At 48.5% G+C, this 2,935-nt stretch carries 1 rRNA gene; it reads left to right on the forward strand.

What is annotated here, in order from left to right:
• The first annotated feature begins 47 nt into the window (after nucleotides 1-47).
• Nucleotides 48-2,930, forward strand: a 23S ribosomal RNA gene (locus tag G6N05_RS15335).
• The last annotated feature ends 5 nt before the right edge of the window (nucleotides 2,931-2,935 follow it).

Consider the following 2,935-nt stretch of genomic DNA (forward strand, 5'->3'; position numbering starts at 1 on the left):
AAAAAAACATATAATTAAATCGCAAGATTTAGCTCATTATAAGAATACAATAAGCAAAATAAGGGCGTATGGGGGATGCCTTGGCTCTCAGAGGCGATGAAGGACGTGATAAGCTGCGAAAAGCTACGGGGATTGGCACACACGAATTGATCCGTAGATATCCGAATGGGGCAACCCAACATGTTGAAGACATGTTACTCCGATAGGAGAGTGAACCCGCTGAACTGAAACATCTAAGTAGGCGGAGGAGAAGAAAACAAAAGTGATTCCGTAAGTAGTGGCGAGCGAACGCGGATTAGCCCAAACCAATGTTGTTACGGCAATATTGGGGTTGTAGGACCACGACATTTGTTGCGGATTGAATTAGAATAACCTGGAAAGGTTAACCAAAGAGGGTGATAGTCCCGTATAAGTAAGAGAAGATAACGATAGTGGTATCCTGAGTAGCGCGGGGCACGTGAAACCCTGTGTGAATCTGGCGGGACCATCCGCTAAGGCTAAATACTCCTGAGAGACCGATAGTGAACCAGTACCGTGAGGGAAAGGTGAAAAGAACCGTGAATAACGGAGTGAAATAGATCCTGAAACCATACGCCTACAAGCGGTCGGAGCATCCAAGTGGTGTGACGGCGTGCCTTTTGCATAATGAGCCTACGAGTTACCGTTGCTGGCGAGGATAAGTGATTAAGTCACGGATCCGTAGCGAAAGCGAGTCTGAATAGGGCGCTTTAGTCAGTAATGGTAGACGCGAAACCGTGTGATCTACCCATGGGCAGGATGAAGCTGTGGTAACACACAGTGGAGGTCCGAACCGGTTGACGTTGAAAAGTCTTCGGATGACTTGTGGGTAGGGGTGAAAGGCCAATCAAACTCGGAAATAGCTCGTACTCCCCGAAATGCATTTAGGTGCAGCGCTGGGTTATAGTTATATAGAGGTAGAGCTACTGATTGGATGCGGGGGCTTCATCGCCTACCAATTCCTGACAAACTCCGAATGCTATATAATGTTTACCAGCAGTGAGGGCTTGGGTGCTAAGGTCCAAGTCCGAGAGGGAAAGAACCCAGACCATCAGCTAAGGTCCCCAAATATACGCTAAGTTGAAATAACGCGGTTTGTCTGCATAGACAGCTAGGATGTTGGCTTGGAAGCAGCCATTCATTTAAAGAGTGCGTAACAGCTCACTAGTCGAGCGGACGAGCATGGATAATAATCGGGCATAAGTGTATTACCGAAGCTATGGATTTGACTTTTGAGTCAAGTGGTAGGGGAGCATTCTAAACTGGGTCGAAGGTGTGATGTGAGTCATGCTGGACTGTTTAGAAAAGAAAATGTAGGCATAAGTAACGATAATGCGGGCGAGAAACCCGCACACCGAAAAACTAAGGTTTCCGCAGCTATGCTAATCAGCTGCGGGTTAGTCTGGTCCTAAGGCGAACCCGAAAGGGACAGTCGATGGCTAACGGGTTAATATTCCCGTACTACTTATAATTGTGATGGAGTGACGGAGTGATGAAAGCGCCGCGAACTGACGGAATAGTTCGTTGAAGTACCTACCTATAGGACCCGTAGTCAAATGCGCGGGTTTTGGGGAAATACGATAGTACTCGGAGTCTTCGGACAATGGGATAGTGCGCCTAAGGGCTTCCAAGAAAAACTTCTAAACTTAGATTATAAGTACCAGTACCGTAAACCGACACAGGTAGTTGAGGAGAGAATCCTAAGGTGCTCGAGAGATTCATGGCTAAGGAATTAGGCAAAATAGACCCGTAACTTCGGGAGAAGGGTCGCCCTCAGTAATGAGGGCCGCAGTGAAGAGGTCCAGGCGACTGTTTATCAAAAACACAGGGCTCTGCAAAATCGTAAGATGAAGTATAGGGCCTGACACCTGCCCGGTGCTGGAAGGTTAAGTGGAGATGTTATGAGCAATCAGAAGCATTGAAATGAAGCCCCAGTAAACGGCGGCCGTAACTATAACGGTCCTAAGGTAGCGAAATTCCTTGTCGGGTAAGTTCCGACCTGCACGAATGGTGTAACGATCTGGACACTGTCTCAGCCATGAGCTCGGTGAAATTGTAGTAGCGGTGAAGATGCCGCTTACCCGCAGTGGGACGAAAAGACCCTGTGCACCTTTACTATAGCTTAATATTGACCTTGGACACGTGATGTGTAGGATAGGTGGGAGACTTTGAAGCGGCGTCGCTAGGCGTTGTGGAGTCATTGTTGAAATACCACCCTTTACTTGTCTGAGGCCTAACCCCCAATGGGGGGACATTGTTTGGTGGGTAGTTTGACTGGGGTGGTCGCCTCCAAAAGAGTAACGGAGGCTTCTAAAGGTTCCCTCAGCACGCTTGGTAACCGTGCGTAGAGTGCAATGGCATAAGGGAGCTTGACTGAGAGACATACAGGTCGATCAGGTACGAAAGTAGAGCATAGTGATCCGGTGGTTCCGCATGGAAGGGCCATCGCTCAAAGGATAAAAGGTACGCCGGGGATAACAGGCTGATCTCCCCCAAGAGCTCATATCGACGGGGGGGTTTGGCACCTCGATGTCGGCTCGTCACATCCTGGGGCTGGAGAAGGTCCCAAGGGTTGGGCTGTTCGCCCATTAAAGTGGCACGCGAGCTGGGTTCAGAACGTCGTGAGACAGTTCGGTCTCTATCTACTGTGGGCGTTAGAAATTTGAGTGGATCTGACTCTAGTACGAGAGGACCGAGTTGGACAAACCTCTGGTGTATCTGTTGTTCCGCCAGGAGCACCGCAGAGTAGCTACGTTTGGAAGGGATAAGCGCTGAAAGCATATAAGCGCGAAACCCACCACAAGATGAGATTTCTTTTAAGGGTCGTAGGAGATGACTACGTTGATAGGCTATAGATGTAAAGGCAGTAATGTCATAGTCGAGTAGTACTAATAACCCGTAAGCTTATTGTAATGTT

This window comes from Flavobacterium bernardetii, from assembly GCF_011305415.1.
Lineage (GTDB): Bacteria > Bacteroidota > Bacteroidia > Flavobacteriales > Flavobacteriaceae > Flavobacterium > Flavobacterium bernardetii.